The 19044-nt window shown below is 72.8% G+C and carries 16 protein-coding genes; 8 read left to right on the top strand and 8 right to left on the bottom strand.

The annotated features are described in order from the left end of the window. Positions 1-75: 75 nt before the first annotated feature. Positions 76-1950 carry a DEAD/DEAH box helicase gene (locus J2S58_RS00950; protein WP_205255150.1) on the bottom strand — a complete coding sequence of 625 codons (1875 nt, stop codon included), beginning with the start codon at positions 1948-1950 and terminating at the stop codon, positions 76-78. A 368-nt stretch (positions 1951-2318) separates the two neighbouring features. On the opposite strand from J2S58_RS00950, the gene J2S58_RS00955 reads away from it, so the two are divergent. Continuing rightward, positions 2319-2996 (top strand): ferritin-like fold-containing protein, encoded by a 678-nt coding sequence (locus tag J2S58_RS00955; protein WP_205255406.1) that lies wholly within the window; start codon positions 2319-2321, stop codon positions 2994-2996. Here J2S58_RS00955 and J2S58_RS00960 read toward each other — a convergent pair. From J2S58_RS00960 to J2S58_RS00980, 5 genes are all read right to left on the bottom strand, one after another. After that, positions 2979-5030 carry a S9 family peptidase gene (locus J2S58_RS00960; protein WP_205255151.1) on the bottom strand — a complete coding sequence of 684 codons (2052 nt, stop codon included), beginning with the start codon at positions 5028-5030 and terminating at the stop codon, positions 2979-2981. The genes J2S58_RS00955 and J2S58_RS00960 overlap by 18 nt on opposite strands. Positions 5031-5086: 56 nt before the next feature. Beyond that, on the bottom strand, positions 5087-5905 hold the full coding sequence (locus J2S58_RS00965; RefSeq protein ID WP_205255152.1) for an Fpg/Nei family DNA glycosylase: 819 nt from the start codon (positions 5903-5905) through the stop codon (positions 5087-5089). Next, entirely contained in the window at positions 5898-6596 is a 699-nt protein-coding gene (locus J2S58_RS00970) for an MOSC domain-containing protein (protein WP_205255153.1), read from the bottom strand. The genes J2S58_RS00965 and J2S58_RS00970 overlap by 8 nt, the downstream gene beginning before the upstream one ends. Positions 6597-6803: 207 nt before the next feature. Continuing rightward, complete coding sequence (locus tag J2S58_RS00975) at positions 6804-7721, bottom strand: diguanylate cyclase domain-containing protein (RefSeq protein ID WP_205255154.1); 918 nt, start codon at positions 7719-7721, stop codon at positions 6804-6806. Between the two features lie 387 nt (positions 7722-8108). Then, positions 8109-8738, bottom strand: a complete 630-nt coding sequence (locus tag J2S58_RS00980) for a TetR/AcrR family transcriptional regulator (RefSeq protein WP_205255155.1) — start codon at positions 8736-8738, stop codon at positions 8109-8111. A gap of 107 nt (positions 8739-8845) precedes the next feature. Here J2S58_RS00980 and J2S58_RS00985 point away from each other — a divergent pair, with 107 nt between their 5' ends. From J2S58_RS00985 to J2S58_RS01000, 4 genes are all read left to right on the top strand, one after another. After that, the gene (locus J2S58_RS00985; protein WP_240188304.1) at positions 8846-10711 is read left to right on the top strand and encodes a CocE/NonD family hydrolase; all 1866 of its coding nucleotides are present in this window, start codon (positions 8846-8848) and stop codon (positions 10709-10711) included. Then, positions 10708-11310 (top strand): HdeD family acid-resistance protein, encoded by a 603-nt coding sequence (locus J2S58_RS00990; protein ID WP_205255156.1) that lies wholly within the window; start codon positions 10708-10710, stop codon positions 11308-11310. The genes J2S58_RS00985 and J2S58_RS00990 overlap by 4 nt, the downstream gene beginning before the upstream one ends. Positions 11311-11502: 192 nt before the next feature. Next, positions 11503-12285 carry a fructosamine kinase family protein gene (locus J2S58_RS00995; RefSeq protein WP_205255157.1) on the top strand — a complete coding sequence of 261 codons (783 nt, stop codon included), beginning with the start codon at positions 11503-11505 and terminating at the stop codon, positions 12283-12285. A gap of 158 nt (positions 12286-12443) precedes the next feature. Then, on the top strand, positions 12444-13883 hold the full coding sequence (locus J2S58_RS01000) for a hypothetical protein (RefSeq protein WP_205255158.1): 1440 nt from the start codon (positions 12444-12446) through the stop codon (positions 13881-13883). Here J2S58_RS01000 and J2S58_RS01005 read toward each other — a convergent pair whose 3' ends face one another. Together J2S58_RS01005 and J2S58_RS01010 are read right to left on the bottom strand one after the other, a co-directional pair. Next, the gene (locus J2S58_RS01005) at positions 13884-14156 is read right to left on the bottom strand and encodes an HPr family phosphocarrier protein (RefSeq protein WP_205255159.1); all 273 of its coding nucleotides are present in this window, start codon (positions 14154-14156) and stop codon (positions 13884-13886) included. It abuts the gene before it with no gap. Between the two features lie 5 nt (positions 14157-14161). Continuing rightward, positions 14162-14455, bottom strand: a complete 294-nt coding sequence (locus J2S58_RS01010; protein WP_205255160.1) for a PTS sugar transporter subunit IIA — start codon at positions 14453-14455, stop codon at positions 14162-14164. Between the two features lie 395 nt (positions 14456-14850). Here J2S58_RS01010 and rlmN point away from each other — a divergent pair, with 395 nt between their 5' ends. The 3 genes from rlmN to J2S58_RS01025 all read left to right on the top strand — a co-directional run bounded on the left by rlmN (position 14851) and on the right by J2S58_RS01025 (position 18986). After that, entirely contained in the window at positions 14851-15960 is a 1110-nt protein-coding gene (rlmN, locus tag J2S58_RS01015) for a dual-specificity RNA methyltransferase RlmN (protein WP_205255161.1), read from the top strand. 156 nt (positions 15961-16116) lie between these two features. After that, positions 16117-17577 carry an ethanolamine permease gene (eat, locus tag J2S58_RS01020; RefSeq protein WP_205255162.1) on the top strand — a complete coding sequence of 487 codons (1461 nt, stop codon included), beginning with the start codon at positions 16117-16119 and terminating at the stop codon, positions 17575-17577. Next, positions 17574-18986: an ethanolamine ammonia-lyase subunit EutB gene (locus tag J2S58_RS01025; RefSeq protein WP_205255163.1), complete on the top strand. Its 1413-nt coding sequence runs from the start codon at positions 17574-17576 to the stop codon at positions 18984-18986. Before eat ends, J2S58_RS01025 begins: the two co-directional genes overlap by 4 nt. The last annotated feature ends 58 nt before the right edge of the window (positions 18987-19044 follow it).

Below are 19044 nucleotides of genomic sequence, written 5' to 3' on the forward strand. Positions count from 1 at the left end.
CCGGCCGGGTCCGGCACCGGTGCCGATCACCGCCCCGCCGCTCCGGATGACCGGTCGGCGGGACGGTGGACGGGATCAGCTGTCGGTACGGGCGTCGGCGGTGGCCGGTGCGGATCCGTTCGAGGCGCCGTCGGCAGCCCCGCCGGCATCCTTCGCGGCACCGGTGGAGCGGGTGCGGCGGCGGGACCGGCGGCGCGGGGTCGGAGCCGCGCCGTCCGGTCCGTTCGCGTCGTCGGCGCGGGCGGGGGCGGAGGTGTCGTCCGCGCCGCCGGACTGCCCGGGCTCGGTGGTCGCCGTCGACTCGGGGGCGGTGTCGTCACCGACGCGGCGGCGGGTGCGGGACCGCGAACGTCCGTTCCGGGCGCCGTCCGCGGACCGCTCCGGACGGTCGGACCGACCCTCGGGGTGGGTGGTGTCGGGGTCGGCGGCGGCCGGGGCGGCCTTCGGTGTCCGGGACGGGGTGGCGCCACGACGCCGGCCGCCGGTCTCGCCGAGGTCCTCGAGGGTCTCGGCGTCCAGTCCGGCGCGGGTGCGCTGGCCGCGGGGGAGCCGGCCGGTGACGCCCTCGGGGATGGACAGATCGGCGAAGAAGTGCGGGGAGGTCGAGTAGGTCTCGGCCGGGTCCTCGAAGGGCAGTCCGAGGGCGGTGTTGATCAGCTTCCAGCGGGGGATGTCGTCCCAGTCGATGAGGGACACGGCCACACCGGTCTTGCCCGCCCGGCCGGTGCGCCCGATGCGGTGGATGTAGGTCTTGTCCTCCTCCGGGCACTGGTAGTTGATGACGTGCGTGACGTCGTCGACGTCGATGCCACGAGCGGCCACGTCGGTGGCGACCAGCACGTCGACCTTGCCGGAGCGGAAGGCCCGCAGGGCCTGCTCGCGGGCGCCCTGGCCGAGATCGCCGTGCACGGCGGCCGCGGCGAAGCCACGCTCGGTCAGCTCGTCGGCGACCTTGGCCGCGGTGCGCTTGGTGCGGGTGAACACCATGGTCAGCCCTCGGTCCTTGGCCTGCAGGACACGGGCCACCATCTCGACCTTGTCCATCGCGTGGGCCCGGTACACGTACTGCGCCGTGGTGCGGTGGGTGACGCCCTCGGCGGCCAGCTCGGCACGGATGTGGGTGGGCTGGGTCATGAACGAGCGGGCCAGGGTGATGATCGGGCCGGGCATCGTCGCGGAGAACAGCATCGTCTGCTTGACGTCCGGGACCATCGCGAGCACGCGCTCGATGTCGGGCAGGAAGCCCAGGTCGAGCATCTCGTCGGCCTCGTCCAGCACGAGCACGCCGATGCCGCCGAGGACGAGCGATCCGCTCTTGGCCAGGTCCAGCAGGCGGCCGGGGGTGCCGACGACCACGTCCACGCCGGCCTGCAGGGCGGCGAGCTGCGGCTCGTACGCGCGGCCGCCGTAGACGGCCATCACGGTGAGGTCGAGGTGCTTGGCCGCGTCGTGCAGGTCACGGGCCACCTGCACGCACAGCTCGCGGGTCGGCACCATGATCAGCGCGCGGGGGGCGCGGCCGGCGGCCGGGGTCTGCCCGCCGTCGGCGGCGGCGAGCCGGTGCAGCACGGGGACGCCGAAGCCGAGCGTCTTGCCCATGCCGGTGCGGGCCTGGCCGATCAGGTCGGCCCCGCCCAGGGCGATCGGCAGGGTGAGGGCCTGGATGGCGAAGGTGCGGTCGATGCCGGCCTCGTGCAGTGCCCGGACGATCGGCTCGGTCACGCCCAGCTCGGCGAAGGTCGGCGCCTGCGGCTCGACGGGGGCGTCACCGACGAGCGGGTGGGAGATCTGCGCGTCCTCGGGGGCGATCGCGGCGTCGGCCACGGCGCCGTCCGGGTCGGCGACGCCGTCCGTGACGGTGTCGGTGGTGTCGTCGGTGGTGTCCTGGGCGGGGAGGGTGGTCTCGTCGACAGTGCTGTCGGTGACCGGGTTCTCGGAGGTGCTGGGCATACGCGGTGTGCCTTTCTCGGCGTCCGCGCGCGTTCACGGGGAGGCGAGCGGGTGTCCGGTGAGGACCCGAGGCCAACGTCCAACGGCGGAAGCGCAGAGCTCCGGCGGGCGACGCGCGCACAGTGCGACGGCTCCGTCGTGGAGTCATCTGTCCAGCTCATGGTACTCGGTCGGGTCCGCCGACCGGCCGGGGCGCGCACGGGCACGGGCGGTGCCTCTAGGCTGATCACCAGTGGTGCCGGTGTCCGGCACGGGTGCGACGGGCCGGCGTGATCGCCGGAGCGGCGCGACCCGGTCGGACGGCGGCCACCGGTACGGGCCAGCCGGGTCCGTCCGGCGATGCAGAGGTGGCCCGGGTGCAGCAGCAGATGCCGACGACGGGCGCCGCCGAGGTGTCCGAGTCGGACGCGACCTCCGCAGCGGTGGTGGACCTCCTGGGTGTGCTGGCCTTCGGTGAGCTGTCCGCCTTCGATCGGATGGCCGCCGACGCCCGGTACGCGCCGACCCTGGCCGGCCGGATGGCGCTGTCGCAGATGGCCGCGGCCGAGATGGGTCACTTCCGCGCGTTGGTCGGTCACCTGGAGGCCCGCGGGGTCGCGGTGGAGGCCGCCATGGCGCCGTTCATCGTGCCGTTCAACGCGTTCCACGACTCCACGGCCCCGCACTCCTGGTTGGAGTCGTTGGTCAAGGCGCACGTCGGGGACGGGTTGGCCGCGGATTTCTACCGGGAGATCGCCGAATGGCTCGATCCGGTCACCCGGGACCTCGTCTTCGAGGTGCTGGGCGATTCGGGGCACTCCGCCTTCGCCGTGCGCGAGGTGCGCAAGGCATGCCGGGTCGATCCGCGGCTGGCCGGGCCGCTCGCCCTGTGGGGTCGTCGTCTGCTGGGTGAGGCGATCACCCAGGCCCAGTTCGTGGTGGCCGACCGCGATCACCTCGCCGAACTGATCGTCAGCGGCTCCGGCGATCTGGCCGGCATCGGTGCGCTCTTCCGCCGCCTGCAGCTGGGCCACACCGAGCGGATGAAGTCACTCGGCCTGGCCTGACCCGGCGCCGCTCACCAACGGCACGCGCGGCACGCCCGGGGTCGGGAAGCCCAGGATCTGCCCGTAGAACGACAGCTCGGCCTCCAGCGCGGCGATGCGGGCCGGCCCGGCCCGGAAGCCGTGGCTCTCCTGCGGGAACATCACCAGGGCGTGCGGGACGCCGCGCTCCCGGCAGACCGCGGCGAACGCCTCGGCCTGGGCCGGCGGCACCACCGGGTCGAGGCCGCCCTGCAGCAGCAGGACCGGGGTGGACAGGTCGGCGGCCCGGGTCAGCGGCGACCGCTCCCGCCACACCGCCGGGTCGGAGCCCAGCAGCGAATCCAGGTAGCGGGACTCGAAGTCGTGGGTGTCCTCAGCCAGGGCGACGAGATCGCCGATCCCGTAGGACGAGGTGCCCGCGGCGAACGGCTGGTCGGCGGTGGTCAACGTGCCCAGCACGGTCAGCCCGCCCGCCGAGCCGCCGCTGATCACCACCGACCCCGCGGTCCCGTCCGCGAGCAGGGCGCGGCCGACGGTGATCGCGTCGTCGATGTCGAGCCGGGCCCAGTTGCCGCGCAACGCATCCCGGTACGCGCGGCCGTATCCGGTCGACCCGCGGTGATCCAGTCCGACGACGGTGAAGCCCCGGCTGGTGAAGTACGCCGTCCGCAGGGACAGCGCGCGGGCGTGCGAGGCGGTGGGCCCGCCGTGCACCAGGACGATGGTCGGCGAGGTGCCCGGTGCGGCCCGGTGATCGGGATGGGTCGGCGGGTACACGACCACGTGCACGCCCTGCACCGTCCGGGGTTCCGGCGTCGGGAGCCAGGCGGGATCGGGCGTGGTGTCGGTCGCGGTCCGGAGGACCGTGTGGCCGCCCTCCGGGTCCAGGGTGACCACGGCGGTCGGTGCGCGATCGGCCGCGACGATGGCCGCCACCGGGCCGTCCATCCCGGCGGCGAGGTCCAGGCATTCGGTCCACGACGGGTCGAGGGGGCTCGCCTCGACGAGCGAGATCGGTAGCAGCGCAGGGCATCCGCCCGGGGTGACGACCAGATCACCCGAGGGCCGCCGTACCCAGCTCCGCCAGCCCGCGGTCCACGGCGGGGTCGCGAAGTCGGCCGCCCGGGTGGTCAGGGCGGTGGTGCTGCCGGTGTGCGGGTCGAGGAGATGGGGCTGCCACCAACCGGTCCCGTCGGACTGCGCGACCACCAGCACACGGCCGTCGTGGGCGGGCACGAAGTCGGCGTCGATGACCGAGACCCCCGCACCGCCGGCCAGCGCACGGGCTCCGGTGGCCCGCCCGCTCGCGCCGATCCCGGCGAGATGCAGCACGGTGGAGTCCCAGGGCATGGCCGGGTGGTCCCAGCTGCTCCACAGCAGATGGGTGCCGGTCGGGTCGACCCGGGGGCCGGCGAGGAAGTCCGCCCGGGGCACGTCGCGCAGCACGTCCTCGACGAGGTCGGGATCGGAGGCACCACATCCGTCCAGCGGGATGCCGACGATCGTCCGGCGGATGCGGCGGCCGTCGTGACCGTCGTCGTCCGGCGATCCGGGGGTGGGCGACTCCGGCAGGTGCTCCTCGCGGACGGCCAGCACCCGCGACCGGGACGGATCCAGGCTCGGATCGACGTACCGCAGGCCTGCGCCCGCGGCCGGGGCGGGGGTCAGCGGCCACGGTGTGCCGGTCGGATCGTCCGGATCCAGGCGGTACACCCGTTGATCGGAGAGCTCGACGAAGACCAGGTCCCATCCGGCCGCCCCGTCCCGCGGCACGGGCAGCCAGCTGCGTCCGCCGTACTCGTGCACCCGGGAGCGGACGTTCCACGGGGCCGGGACCAGATCCTGCACCCGGCCACCCTCGGTGCGGCAGACGACGATCCGCCCGTTCTCCTCCGGCCGGCCCTCCGACCACCAGACCGCGGTCCCGGCGACGGCGACGCCCTCCAGTGCTCGTCCGGCCGCGACGGCGTCGGCGGCGGAGAGGGGTGACGGCCAGGACCCCGGCGGGACCGTCGGGGCGGGCGTACCGGCGGCGGGGGTGTCGTGGTTGCTCACCGGGAGGATCCTGCCCGACCCGCGGCGGCGCGGCACTGCGGGCCCGGCCGCCGGGCTCAGCGGGTCTGCTCGACCGAACACCACCAGGTGGTGCGCCCGCCGACGGTGCCGCGTTCCATCGGTGCGCCGCAGCGCGGACATTCCCCGCCCGGATGCCGGGCCGCGATGACCGTCCCGGTGTGCACCCCGCCGTTCTCGACCGCGTCGTCGATCGAACGGGACAGATTGCGCTGCAGCCGGTTCGCCTCGTTCGTGGTCAGCTCCCGACTGCGCCGGGACGGGTGGACCCGGGCCCGCCAGAGGGCCTCGTCGGCCAGCAGGTTGCCGACCCCGGCCATCACCGACTGGTCGAGCATCCGGGCCTTCACCGGTGCCGTGCTCGTCCCGAGGGCGGCGCGGAACGTCGCCGGAGTGAGGTCCTGGGCGTCCGGTCCGAGGGCGTCGATGTCCGGGTCGAGACGCACGCGCCCGAGGCGCCGTTTGTCGAAGAGCACCAGGGAGCTGCCGTCCTCGAAGCGCAGGGTGAACCGGTTCCAGACGGGGTTCCCGCCGCTGCCGCCCTTGGCCCGGTCGCCGTCCCGCTGCTCGGTGCCGTCGGGGTGGGTGAACACCATGACCCCGCCCATGCCGAGGTGGATGCCGAGGTAGGGCCCCGGATCGGGATCACCGTCGGTGGAGGAGGTCTCGCACCACATCGACTTCCCGCGGCGGTGGGCAGCGGTCAACGTCCGGCCGAGCAGGGCGCCGCGGATCACGCCCGGGGCGTGCGGTCGGCACACGAAGGTGTCGGTGTCGTCCACGTCGGCGATGCGGCGGCCCAGGGAGGTCCCGGCGATGAGCGTGCGGGCCCGTTCGACCTCGGGCAGTTCAGGCATCGGTGGGGGTCTGCGGGTCGGTGTCGAGCGCGATCCGGGTGCGGCGGCGGGCGTTGTCCCGGGCCTCCTGCGACAGACCGGTCGCGTCCACGAGATGGGGGAGCAGATCGGGTTCCGTGGTCATCGCCCGGAAGGCCAGGGCCACGGTGATGCCGTGATCGGGCGTGGACAGCACGGTGATCGGATCGCCGGCCCGGACCGCACCGGGGGTGACGACGCGGAAGTAGGTGCCGGGGGCCGCTGCCTCGGTGAAGCGCCGCATCCACGCCCGCTCGTCCAGGAAGGTGGCGAAGGTCCGACAGGGGATCCGGGGGTCGCTGACCTCCAGCACGAGCCCGTCGCCGATCCGCCACCGCTCGCCGACGACGGTGTCGCTGACGGAGATGCCGGTGGTGGTGAGGTTCTCGCCGAAGCAGCCGGACGGCAGGGTCCGGCCGAGCTCGGACTCCCAGCGGTCCAGGTCCTCCCGGGCGTAGGCGTAGACGGCCTGGTCGTCCCCGCCGTGGTGGCGCAGGTTGCAGACGTCGTCGCCGGCCATCCCGCTGCCGGCCACCCCCCTGCGGCCGGGGGCGGTGACCTGGACCGGGTGGTCCACCGGACGCTTGTCGATCCCCGAGGTGCGTGACCAGGTGCTCCGGGGCGCGCTGACGGTGCGGGCGGTGGCGAGGTTGACCGAGAGAACGCGCGACATGGTGATCACCGTAGTGCGCGCCCGCACGTCACACGGGGAGTCGGCGGGGACGGCTGCGTCCACTCCGCGACCGGGGACGGCGGGGACGAGCGTCACCTCGGGTCGTCCTGGGGGGAGGAGATGTCGTGCAGGACCACCGAGGTCGAGCACCCGAACCGCCACCGGCGGGGTCGGCCGGCCGAGCAGCTCGCGCACCCGCCGGCGGACTCAGCGCACCGCGGATCTGGCCGCCACCCGGGTGGTCCGCAGGTTGTGGTGGGCGGCTTCCAGGATCGCCGCGGCCGGATCGCCGTCGGTCGGCCACGTCGCCGTGCTGCAGGTGACTGCGGCGGGTATGCGCCTGCCGAACAGACGCAGCGGCTCGGACACGGCCTCGGTGACCTGCTCGATCAGATCGCCGGCCACGGCTGCGGTGTCGGCCCGGGGGACGCGCCGGGCCAGGACGAAGGTGTCGGCGTCCAGCCGGGCCACGACGTCGCCCGGTGCGGCCAGTTCGCTGAGTCTGCGCCCCACGTGGATGAGCAGTCGGTTGCCGACCTCGTAGTCGTAGGCCTCGTTGACCCGTTGGAAGTTCTCGATGTCCAGGTAGACGACCACGGCCCCGTCCGCGTCGGTGGCGGCCGACTGCCAGGACTGCAACGTGTCGGTGACGCGCTTCCGGTTGCCCAGACCGGTCAGCGAATCGGTGGTCGCCTGCTCGGTCAGCTCGCGCTGCAGCTCGACCTGGTCGGTGACGTCGATCTGCACGCCGATGAGATGCGTGATCTGCCCGGCGTCGTCGCGCACGGTCGAGATGGTGAGCTCGTTGTGGAACGGCGTGCCGTCCTTGCGGTGGTTCAGCAACACGGTGCGCGAATCGCGGCCCTCCTGGATGGCCGCCCGGATGCTCCGGACCACCGCCGGGTCGGTGTCCGGGCCCTGCAGGAACCGGCAGTTGCGTCCGAGGACCTCGTCCGCCTCGTATCCGGTCATGTCGGTGAACGACTGGTTGACGTACACCAGCGGAAGGTCGGGCTGTGCGGCATCGGCGATGGTGCTGCCGTGTTGTGCCGCCCCGATCGCGCGGAGCAGGACCCGCGGGAGTTCCTCCGTGGCGATGTTGACGGCGTGGTCTACCGAAGTCATGCGGTGATCATGCCCGATGGGGTCCGGGGACGGTGTCGGTCGGTCGGACCGCCTGCACCCCGGGGTGTCGGTCCACCGGGGCTCTCGTCGGCCGGGACCTGAGCTCCCCCCGTCGTGGTTCTGACGACGTACGGCGAGGCACCGAGACACGGCGAGACACGGCGAGAAAGGCAGAGGCACAGGGGATGTCGGTCGACCGACCGGAGGATGTGCCCGCGCAGGCGAACGCCGAGCCGCGCCGACGAGCGGCCGAGCGGGGGCGCCTCGGGCCGGGCTTGCGGGTCCTCACCGACCGGCGATGCGTGGTGATCGCGGTCGGGTCCGGAGACGACGGCCCCCGGGGGGACGTGACCCCAGCCCCCACGGGCGACTCCTCACCGAGGTGTGTCAGGAGTCCGGGGCGGGGTCGCCGGTGTCCTCGTGTGCTGACGGGACCGGGAGGGGATGGGTCAGGTACTGCTGGATCGTCTCGCCGACCAGGGCGATCAGGACGGGTTCCGGGACGGCTGCGGCGTCCTCCAGCGCGAAGACGAACCGGGTGAACGCCAGTCCGACCATCTGGCCGGTGATCAGCCCACCGCGGATGCTGGTCTCCTGCGGGGGCAGGCCGCGGGTGATGGCGGGGACGAGGCCCTCGGTGAAGATCATCCGCACGCGGGCCATCGCGGTGTGGTCGTGCGCGGCGATGAGCAGGACGGTGCGCAGCACCCTGGCCAGATCGGGGTCCGACCAGAGCGCCAGCATGGCGCGGACGGCTGCCTCGCCGCGCCGCGACACCGGCACGTCGACGCTCGCGCGGATGTGGTCCAGGAACCGGTCGGGCACGGTGATGCACGCGTCGAACAGGGACGGCTTGTCGGTGAAGTAGTAGCGGACGAGTTTGGTGTCGACCCCGGCGATGCGGGCGACCCCCTGCAGGGTGGTCGCCGCGTAGCCGTGCGCGGCGAACTCCTCTCGGGCGGCGGTCAGGATCGACTCGGCGATCTGGCCACGGGCGGCCTTCGGTCCACGGAGCACAGGATGTCCCACCACCAGGAAATTACTCTTGTCGGCCCGGCATCGGGGGTCTACCGTCCCCATCAAGTTTCCTACACATAGGAAATAACCGGGAAAGGGTGTGCGCAATGGTCATGAACAGGGAGCGGAGGCGCAATGGTCACCGCGGTCCGGCGGTGCCGGCGGCCGGGGACGGATCGGGGCAACGGCGGCTGAACGGGATCCAACGGTCCGGGCGGGAGTACCGGGCACTGAGCGAACCGGAGTACCGCATCCACCGGACCAACTCGATCCTGGTGCCGGTGCGGGACGGCACCCTCCTCCGCGCCGATGTCTTCCTGCCCACCACCGGGGACCACCGGGTCGAGCTCAGCGCCGACGGTGCGGTGGGGATCGATGCGGGGGTGGTGCGCGGCCCGGCGCTGTTGTCGTTCAGCTGCTACCCGCGGCAGGTGCAGGACCTGGGCGCCCCGTTGGGCTTCGCGGAGTCAGGGACCAGCGACTTCTTCGTCCCGCGCGGCTACGCCCACCTCGTGGTCAACGCGCGCGGCACATCGGGGTCCGGGGGGACGTTCGAGCTGTACGACGGGCAGGAGTGGCAGGACGTCCACGACGTCATCGAGTGGATCGCCGCCCAGCCGTGGTGCGACGGCAACGTCGGCGGTATGGGGATCAGCTACTTCGCCCTGGCCCAGCTGGCGGCAGCCACCCTGCGGCCGCCGCACCTGAAGGCCATCTTCCCGTTCGCCACCATGGACGACCTGTACGACGCGGTCTGGCAGCGCGGGGTGCTCAGCTCGGGGTTCTTCGCCCGGTGGATGTCCGCCGTCGGAGTCATGTCCGGTGTGTCGGACCATTTCTGGCGCTCCCGAGGCATCGACTTCGCCCGTCGCGTGCTGACCACCTCGGTGGTCCATCGCCAGATGGAACACGTGACCGGCGATACCGCTGCCAAGGTCCTCGGGCTGATGGACCACGCCCACTACGAGGAGGAGCCCTTCGGCCGACTGTGGCAGCAGGGCGCGGTGGAACACCCCACCCACGACGCGTGGTGGGACGCCCGTGACGTCCGCCCGATGCTGGGGCGGATCGACATCCCGGTGTACCTGGGCTGCCAGTGGGACAACGTGCCCATGCACCTGCCCAGTACCTTCCCGGTCTGGCGCGGGCTGACCCACAACCCCCACGTGCGGATGACCCTGGTCGACAAGGATGCCCTGGCCTGGCCGTGGGAGAGCATGCACGAGGAGGCCCTGGCCTGGAACGACCAGTGGCTCAAGGGCCGGGATACCGGCATCACCGACGGCCCGCCCATCCGCTACGTCATCCCCGGCACCGATCGGTGGCGCACCGCCGAGTCCTGGCCGCCTCCCGAGAGCACACTCGTGCCCTATGCGCTGTGCGCCGACGGGACCCTGGCCCCCGAGGAGGGCGAATCCGGCACCCGCTCCTTCCTGTACGTGACGAACGAGACCGGCCGCCCCCGCAACGCCAACCCGCCGTCCCTGCCCGACCGGTTGACCTGGCAGACCGAACCCGTCCCGCGGGCCATGGACATCGTGGGTGACATCGAACTGGACCTCGACGCACGGATCACCGCCACCGACACCGCGTGGATCGTGGTGCTGTACGACCTGGCCGAGGACGCCACCGCCGTGCCCATCAGTGCCGGTTGGCTCCGGGCGACCCTGCGCACGGTGGACGAGGGAGCCAGTCGGCCCGGCGTACCCGTGCTGCCGTGCACCGAACCGGTGGCCGTCCCGGTCGGGCAGACCGTGCACTACCGCATCCCCATCGTCCCCAACGCCCGCCGCCTCCCCGTCGGTCACCGCCTCCAGCTGGTACTGGCCAGTGCGGACACCGGCGAGAACGGCCCCACCGTCCTGGGTTTCACCCACACCGCCATCGGCGACTCCAGCCTGAACACCGTTCACTCCTCCTCCCGGCTGCTGCTCCCCGTGCTCCACGCCGAGGAGTCCGAGGACCCCGCATGAGCACCGACCTCCCAGGGCGGGCCCGCACCCGGCCGGCCCACGGCAACCCCGGGCCCGGCGGCACGGTCGACCCGCCGGCTGCGCAGTCACCGCGCGCCCTCGCCGCTCAGGCCGTCCTCGGGGTGGCCGTGGGTATCGTGGCGATCCTCTGGCCCGGGATCACGCTGGGGGCCGTGGTCCTGGTGTTCGCCGTCTTCGCCTTCGGTGCCTCGGCCCTCGCCCTCGCGTCGTTGATCACGCCCGCCGGGCGGCGGTCCTGGGTCTCCCGGTTGGTTCTCGCCCTGCTCCACCTGATCTCCGGCGTCGTCGTCCTGGCCTGGCCCGGCCTCACCGTCACCGTCCTGGTGGTTCTCATCGCCTCGTGGGCGCTGATCTCCGGGGTGCTGGAGATCGTCGTGGGCCTGTCCGGGGGCGGATGGGCGCCCGGGCACTCGGCAGGCAACGCCGTGAGCGGTGTGCTGTCCCTTGCTCTGGGCATCGTGCTGCTCCTGGCTCCGGGAACCGGCGCGATCGGACTGGTGCAGGTGTTCGGGTTCTTCGCCATGGTCTCCGGGTTGGCCGCACTGGTCACCCTCCCGCAGGCCCTCCCGGGTCGGTAAGCATGCAGGCTCGGACCGCGCAGCCACCGCCGTCATCGCGGCTCACCGAGCCGGTCACGCCAGGACGGTACCCACGCACCCTTCCGCCCGTCCGACGGGCGGACGGGTGCGCGGGAGAGCAGACGGATCGACGAGATCAGCGGTGTCCGCGCCTGCGTCGGGGTCGGCGGCCATCGGTCCTACGGTGGCCCGATGAGCGATCACCCCTCGGCCGCCCCGGAGTTCGTCAAGACCCGGAGCGATGCGCCACCGCGATTCTTCGCCGCCGAGGCCGCCGGCTTGGCCTGGCTGGCCCAGGCCGAGGGCGAGGGTGGGGCCGCGGTGGTGGGGGTCCGTGCGGTCGGCGACACGTCGATCACCCTGGACCGGCTGACGGAGGCCACCCCGACCCGGGCGGCGGCCGAGGACTTCGGGCGGGCCCTCGCGGCGACGCACGCCGCCGGCGCGCGGGCCTTCGGGGCCGCGCCCGACGGCTGGAGCGGGGACGCCTGGATCGGTCGGCAGGTCGCGCCGATGGCCGAGCACGCGACCTGGGGGACGTCGTTCGCCGACCTGAGGCTGCTGCCCTACGCCCGTCGGGCCGTACAGGTCGGTCATCTGGGTGCTGCGGGAATGGCTGCGGTGGAACGGGTCTGCCAGCGCCTGCGGGACGGGGAGTTCGACGACGACCGGCCGCCGGCCCGCATCCACGGCGATCTGTGGGGCGGGAACGTGCTCTTCACCCCGGGCGGTGTGGTCGTCATCGACCCGGCCGCCCACGGTGGGCACGGGCAGACGGATCTGGCCATGCTCGAGCTGTTCGGCTGCCCGTACCTGGACCGCGTCCAGGCCGCCTACGCCGAGGCGGCACACCTGCCCGCGGACTGGCCGCAGCGCACGGGGCTGCACCAGCTGCACCCGCTGCTCGTCCATGCCGCCTCGCACGGACCGTCCTACGGGCGCGAGGTGGAGCGGGTGGCTGTCCGGTACGCGTGAACGACGGTTGGTCGTCCGCGGCAGCCGGGCCTGACGGAGCCCGCCGCACACCGCGACACCGGACCCTGCCGACCGGGAGTCGGGTTCTTCGACCTGCGACGACACCGCCGACCGCGCGGCTCCCGGGTCGCGGGCTGTTGATCGTCAAGGTCCCGGCCGTGGGAACAGTCGATCACTCGAGCAGATGGTGGCTGGGGGGCGTCGGTCGGACGGTCGTCATCGCCTATCTGGTGGCTCGTACCTGGCAGTTGGTGATGATGGGTCCGGTCCTCGAGGGACCGGACAGTGGGATGTACCGGGCGCCGGATGCGGGGTGGCTCGACTGGGGGGCGACCAGCTGGGACGGCAGCAGTCTCCGGCCGTGGCCGTCCACGCTCCTGTACGCCCTGTTGCCGACCGACCGGGCGCGGGTCCTGGCGCAGTTCGTGCTGTCCACCGTGGCCTGGGGGTTCCTGATCCATCGGGTCGGCCGGCTGCCGGTCCGGCGATGGATCGCCGGGGCCGCCGCCGGGGTGATCGCCGTGCTCGCGCTCACCCCGACGGTGTCCGCGTTCGACACCCTCATCGGGGCCGAGGCGGTGTCCTTCGCCCTGCTGGCCGGCTTCGCGGCCGCAGTGCTCCACGCGGTGCAGGTGGGTCCTCGCCCGACTCCACTGGCGCTGATGGTGGTCACCGGGTGGGCGCTGTGCCTCATCCGTCCGGTGCTCGGTCTGATCCTGTTCGTCCCGCTGCTCGTCGTCGTCCGCGGATGGTGGCAGGCCCGGCGGGACGATCGCCGGAGCGGAAGCGTCCGATGGCTCGTGACCGCGGGTGTGGTCCTGGTGCTGGTCGGCACCGCGGCAGCAAACGTCCTGTCCTCCAACGCGACCGCGGAACGCGAGTGGGGGGATTGGCGGGGGACACCCGGTCTGGCGGGGCGAACCATCCAGCAGTGGGGCGTGTTCGCACAGTCCTCTCCCTCGTTCCCCGAACTGGTCCAGGAGTTCGTCGCCCGCGACGGAGCCCCGGCGTGTCTGCTCGTCGACGCCGTCCAGGTCGCCCAGCCGGTGGTGCCCGGGCAATCCGATCCGTGTGCGCAGGGCCGGGTGTGGGTGAGCACCGAGTTCGTCGGCGCCCTGGCTCGTACCCTCGCGACCGATCCCATGGCCGCCCGCCGGTACATCCGGGACGGGCTGGCCGATGTGAGTCTGCTGCGGGCGGACGGGGAGACATCGCTCCCCACGCTGGTGCCGGACCCGGTCACCGGTCTGTTCTTCGCCGACGGACCGAATGTCGACGTCTTCGCCCTGTGGACGCTCCTCGCCCTGGGGTCGCTCGTCCTCGCGCGAGCCCGGGGCCACCGACGCACGGTCCCCGTCATCGTCCTGTTCGCGCTCGCCGCCGCCTACATCGGTCTGGCCGGGACGGTGGTCCTGTCACCCACCGATGTCAGCCGCGTCGGTCTGCCCGCCACCCTGCTGGCCCGGGTGTTCCTGGTGGTGGTCGCGGCACTGGTGGTGGAGCAGCTCACCGGCAGTCACCGGTCCCGACGGGAGATCACGACAGAGGCCGGCCCGGGGGAGTCGGGCCCCGGGGCGGGCGACCGGCGCGCCGGCTGATCAGGCGTCGTGGTCGGTCTCCAGCAGGTCGACCAACGCCCGGAGCGCCGCATCCGCCTCCGGACCCGTTCCGACCACCTCGATCTCGACCGCCTGGCCGCACCGGGCGCCCAGCCCCACCACCAGGAGGACGTTCCGCCCGTCGACCGGGGGTCGACCCGGCAGGGCCAGGGTGACCGGGAGGCCGGTGGACGCGGCTGTCCGGGCGAACAGGGCGGCGGGCTGCAGGTGCAGACCCAGGCGTGACCCGATGAGCGCCTGCCGACCGGTCACCGGGGTCAGTGTCCGAGTTCGGACCGGACGAAGTCGGCCACCGCAGCGGCGTCGGGGGCGGCGAGGATGGTCTCGCGGAACGCCGGGTTGACCAGTCGGCGGGCCAGTGCGGCCAGGATCGTCAGGTGGTCGGCGGCGCCCTTGTCGGGGGCGGCGATGAGGAAGACCAGCGTCGCGGGCCCGTCGGGGGCCCCGAAGTCGACGCCGTCCGGGACCAGGCCCACGGCCAGCGACAGCGTGGTCACGTGACCGGAACGGGCGTGGGGCAGGCCGATGCCGCCGGTCATCCCGGTGGCCATCCGCAGTTCCCGGGCGGCGACGTCCTCGGAACCCGGCCAGGTCGGTGACCCGGCCCGCGTCCGCGAGGCGGGCGGCGAGCTGCCGGCTGGCGTCCGCCTTGTTCGTCGCCCGCAGGTCCCGCACGACGAGGTCGGGGGTGATCAGGTCGGTGCCGGGCTTGCTCATGCAGCGCGTCCCCTCGGGTCGGGACCGGCTGTCCGGCGGCGCCGGCGGTCCGCGGTGACCTCCCGGCCCGTCGGGTTCGGGGCCGACCGCGTCACCGGTAAGGTCCGCCAGTCTTCCCCGGACGGGGACACCCGGCACGTCCAGGTGTCCGATCCCACGTGTCCGGTGGGGTTCGTCAGGCTCCGGACCAGGGCTGTCGGGCCGTCGGCGTGGGAGACTGGACGGCGTCATGAAGACTCCTCTGCCGCTCGTGTTCACCGCCCCCCGTCGCGGCCAGCCGCCCCGTCACCTCGCCGACCTCGACGCCACCGGCCGCGCCGACGTGGTGAAGGCCGCCGGGCACCCGAAGTTCCGGGTCGACCAGCTGGCCCGGCACTACTTCGGCGGGCTGACCCGTGATGCGGCCGAGATGACCGATCTCCCCGCCGCCGGGCGGCAGGAACTCGTCGACACGCTGCTGCCCGAGCTGCTCACCGAGGTCCGCTCGCTGGCGTGCGACGAGGGCGACACCCGCAAGACGTTGTGGCGCGCCCACGACGGCACCCTCATCGAGTCGGTGCTGATGGCCTACCCGGACCGGATCACCGTCTGCGTCTCGTCGCAGGCCGGCTGCGGCATGGCCTGTCCGTTCTGCGCCACCGGCCAGGGCGGTCTGCAGCGCAACCTGTCCACCGGGGAGATCGTCGAGCAGGTCCGGTTGGCCGCGAAGGCGGCCCGCGACGGTGCCCTCGGCCACCCCGGGCGGCTGTCCAACATCGTGTTCATGGGCATGGGCGAGCCCATGGCCAACTACAACCGGGTGCTGGCCGCGGTGAAGATGATCACCGCGCCGGCGCCGCAGGGCCTGGGCATCTCGGCCCGATCGGTGACCGTGTCGACGGTCGGACTCGTGCCCGCCATCGAGAAGCTGACCGCAGAGAAGATGCAGGTGCGCCTGGCGGTGTCCCTGCACGCCGCGGACGACGAGCTGCGCGACACCCTGGTCCCGGTGAACCAGCGCTGGAAGGTGGCCGAGGTCCTGCAGGCCGCCCGCGCCTACGCCGACACCACCGGCCGCCGCGTCTCCATCGAGTACGCCCTCATCCGCGACGTCAACGACCAGCCCTGGCGGGCCGATCTGCTCGCCGAGGTGCTCCGGCGCGAGCTCGGCCACCTGGTGCACGTCAACCTCATCCCGCTGAACCCCACTCCGGGGTCGGAGTGGGACGCCTCGCCCAAGCCGGTCGAGGAGGAGTTCGTCCGCCGCGTCAAGGCCGCCGGCATCTCCTGCACCGTCCGGGACACCCGCGGCCAGGAGATCGCCGCCGCCTGCGGGCAGCTGGCCGCCGAGAGCCGCTGAGCGCTCGACCGCCCACGCGGACAGGGGCTGATGGTCCGAGTGGTCGATGCCGGACGTCATCACCCGGTCATCTGCCGACACGCCGCCATCACACCGCCGCTTTACGGTCGCCGTGATCGGTGCCGCCCCGGCGCCGCGTGATCGTGGAGGCCCGCCGTGTCGGTCACCGAGCCCAGCACGTCCCCGTCCGACGGAGCTCACAGCGGTGACCCGGACGGTGACCCGCGAACCGGGAGTCAGGAGTACCTGGCCAAGCGGACCCTGCGCACCGGGACGGCGGGCTGGGTCCTGCTCGCCGGCCTCGGGGTCAGCTACGTCATCTCCGGCGACTACTCCGGCTGGAACTTCGGGCTGGCCGAGGGTGGCTTCGGTGGGCTGCTGATCGCGTTCGTGATCATCGCCGCGATGTACCTGGCCATGGTGCTGGGCATGGCCGAGATGTCCTCCGCGTTGCCGGCCGCCGGCGGCGGCTACACCTTCGCCCGGCGTGCCCTCGGACCGTGGGGCGGCTACCTCACCGGGACGGCGATCCTGCTCGAGTACGCCATCGCCCCGGCCGCCATCGCCACCTTCATCGGCGCCTACGTCGAGTCCCTCGGCCTGTTCGGCATCACCGACGGCTGGTGGGTCTACCTGGTCGTCTACGCGATCTTCATCGGCCTGCACCTGTCCGGGGTGGGCGAGGCCCTGAAGGTCATGTTCGTGATCACGGGCATCGCCCTGGTCGGCCTGGTGATCTTCGCGGTCTCCGCGCTCGGCCTGTTCGACTCGGCCAACCTGACCGACATCACGCCCACCGATGCCGCGGGTGCCTCGTCCTTCCTGCCGTTCGGCTACCTGGGCATCTGGTCGGCCATCCCGTTCGCGATCTGGTTCTTCCTCGCGGTGGAGGGCGTCCCGCTCGCCGCCGAGGAGGCCAAGGACCCGGCCCGCAACGTGCCGCGCGGCATCATCGCCGCGATGGGCATCCTGCTCGTGTCCGGCGCCGTGGTGCTGGTGCTGACCACCGGCGCGGGTGGCGCGAGCGCGATGCAGGAGTCGGGCAACCCGCTGGTCGAGGCGCTGGGCACCGGGACCGCGGCCACCGTCGTCAACTACATCGGTCTGGCCGGGCTGATCGCGAGCTTCTTCTCGATCATCTACGCCTACTCCCGGCAGTTGTTCGCGCTCTCCCGCGCCGGGTACCTGCCCACCGGCCTGTCGGTGACCAACAAGCGCAAGGCGCCGGTGCTGGCCCTGATCGTGCCGGGCGTCATCGGGTTCGCGTTGTCGCTGACCGGTGAGGGGGCCATGCTGCTGAACATGGCGGTGTTCGGCGCGGCCCTGAGCTACGTGCTCATGATGGTCAGCCACATCGTGCTGCGCCGCCGCGAGCCGGAGATGGAGCGGCCCTACCGCACCCCCGGCGGCACCGTCACCACCGGCTTCGCCCTGGTCGTCGCCGTGTTCGCGGTCATCGCGACGTTCCTGGTGGACAGCACCGCGGCGCTGGCCTGCCTCGGTGTGGTCGCGCTGTTCCTGCTGTACTTCGGCCTGTACAGCCGGCACCACCTGGTCGCCAGTTCGCCGGACGAGGAGTTCGCGGTGCTGGCGAAGGCCCAGGACGACCTCGGGTGACGACCTACCGACAGCAGCTCGGCGGGGCCGCCCACGAGTTCGACGGGCTCGTCGACCTGATGGCCCGGGCCACGCCGTTGCGCTCGGGCGACCAGCTGGCCGGCTGCGCCGCCGGGTCGGACGCGGAACGGGCCGCGGCCCAGTGGGCCCTGGCCGACGTCGGCCTGGACACCTTCCTGCAGGAGCAGGTGGTGCCGTACGAGGACGACGAAATCACCCGGCTGATCATCGACAGCCACGACGCCGAGGCGTTCGCCGCGGTGTCGCACCTGACGGTCGGCGGGTTCCGGGACTGGTTGCTGGAGACGGCGATCCGGCCGGACGCGGGGGAGCGGCTGACCACACTGGCCCCGGGGCTGACCCCGGAGATGGTCGCGGCGGTCAGCAAGATCATGCGCGCGCAGGACCTCATCGCGGTGGCCCGGGCGACCCGGGTGACGGCCGCGTTCCGCACCACCGTCGGGCTGCCCGGGCGGCTGAGCACCCGGCTGCAGCCCAACCACCCGACCGACGACCCGCGCGGGATCGCCGCAGCGACCCTGGACGGACTCCTGCTGGGCTGCGGGGACGCCGTCATCGGCATCAACCCGGCGACCGACTCACCCGCGGCTACCGCCGATCTGCTGCACCTGCTGGACGAGATCCGGCAGCGGTTCGCCATCCCCACCCAGTCGTGCGTGCTGTCCCACGTCACCACGACCCTGGAACTCATCGAGGCCGGTGTGCCGGTGGACCTGGTGTTCCAGTCGGTGGCCGGGACGCAGGGCGCCAACAGCGGTTTCGGCGTGGACCTGGCTCTGCTGCGGCAGGGCAACGAGGCGGGTCGGTCGTTGAACCGCGGCACGGTCGGGAACAACGTGATGTACCTGGAGACCGGGCAGGGTTCCGCGCTCAGCGCCGGCGCGCATCTGGGCACCGCCGGCCGGCCGGTCGACCAGCAGACCCTGGAGGCCCGGGCCTACGCGGTGTGCCGCGACCTGGAACCCCTGCTGGTCAACACCGTGGTCGGCTTCATCGGTCCGGAGTACCTGTACGACGGCAAGCAGATCATCCGGGCCGGCCTGGAGGACCACTTCTGCGGCAAGCTGCTCGGCCTGCCGATGGGGGTGGACGTCTGCTACACCAACCACGCCGAGGCCGACCAGGACGACATGGACACCCTGCTCACCCTCCTCGGCACCGCGGGTGCCGCCTTCGTCATCGCCGTCCCCGGGGCGGACGACGTCATGCTGGGCTACCAGAGCCTCTCGTTCCACGACGTGCTCTACGCCCGCCAGGCCCTCGGCCTCCGCGCGGCGCCGGAGTTCGAGACCTGGTTGGAGTCCCTGGGGATGACGGATGCGACCGGCCGGGTACTGCCGGTGGACCCGGCCGGGTCGGCCCTGCGTCAGCTGACGAGCGCGTCGTGAGCAGCACGGGTGTGGACGCGCAGACGCCGGAGGGGCCCGTCGCCGACGGGGGCAGTCA

Origin of the sequence: Nakamurella flavida, assembly GCF_030811475.1 — a bacterium.
GTDB lineage: Bacteria > Actinomycetota > Actinomycetes > Mycobacteriales > Nakamurellaceae > Nakamurella > Nakamurella flavida.